The sequence below is a fragment of the Serratia ureilytica genome (genome assembly GCF_013375155.1).
GTDB classification, from domain to species: domain Bacteria; phylum Pseudomonadota; class Gammaproteobacteria; order Enterobacterales; family Enterobacteriaceae; genus Serratia; species Serratia ureilytica.
In genome coordinates this window covers 1-512 of the sequence record NZ_JABXOF010000028.1, presented here as the reverse complement: position 1 = coordinate 512, position 512 = coordinate 1, and the positions used below count along the sequence as shown (strand labels likewise).

Genomic DNA, 512 nt, shown 5'->3' with positions numbered 1-512 from the left:
CGCTTACCACTTTGTGATTCATGACTGGGGTGAAGTCGTAACAAGGTAACCGTAGGGGAACCTGCGGTTGGATCACCTCCTTACCTAAAGATATTGCTTCGAGTGGCGTGCTCACACAGATTGTCTGATGAAAAAGTAACGAGCAAAAGCGTCATAAAAGTACGGTGTCGTGTCCCCTTCGTCTAGAGGCCTAGGACACCGCCCTTTCACGGCGGTAACAGGGGTTCGAATCCCCTAGGGGACGCCAAGCTTCCGACCCACCCGGTGAAAGCGGCGGTCCCAAGTATCTGACGATACACCATATCTTAAAGATGACTTCCGAGTCATGTTTAAGATATTGCTCTTTAACAATCTGGAACAAGCTGAAAATTGAAACATGACGGCTGAAATTTGTCCCTCCGTAGATGTATCGGGATAAAGAGTAACCTGTCATAGAGTCTCTCAAATGTTTGCAGCGCGAACGATGGAAACATCTTCGGGTTGTGAGGTTAAGTGACTAAGCGTACACGGTG

Annotated in this window: 1 tRNA gene and 1 rRNA gene; both read left to right on the top strand. The window is 48.2% G+C overall.

Annotated elements, in window-relative coordinates:
* A 16S ribosomal RNA gene (locus tag HWW83_RS25465) occupies window positions 1–83 on the top strand; the annotation flags it as partial.
* 88 nt (window positions 84–171) lie between these two features.
* A tRNA-Glu gene (locus HWW83_RS25460) sits at window positions 172–247 on the top strand.
* Window positions 248–512 lie beyond the last annotated feature (265 nt).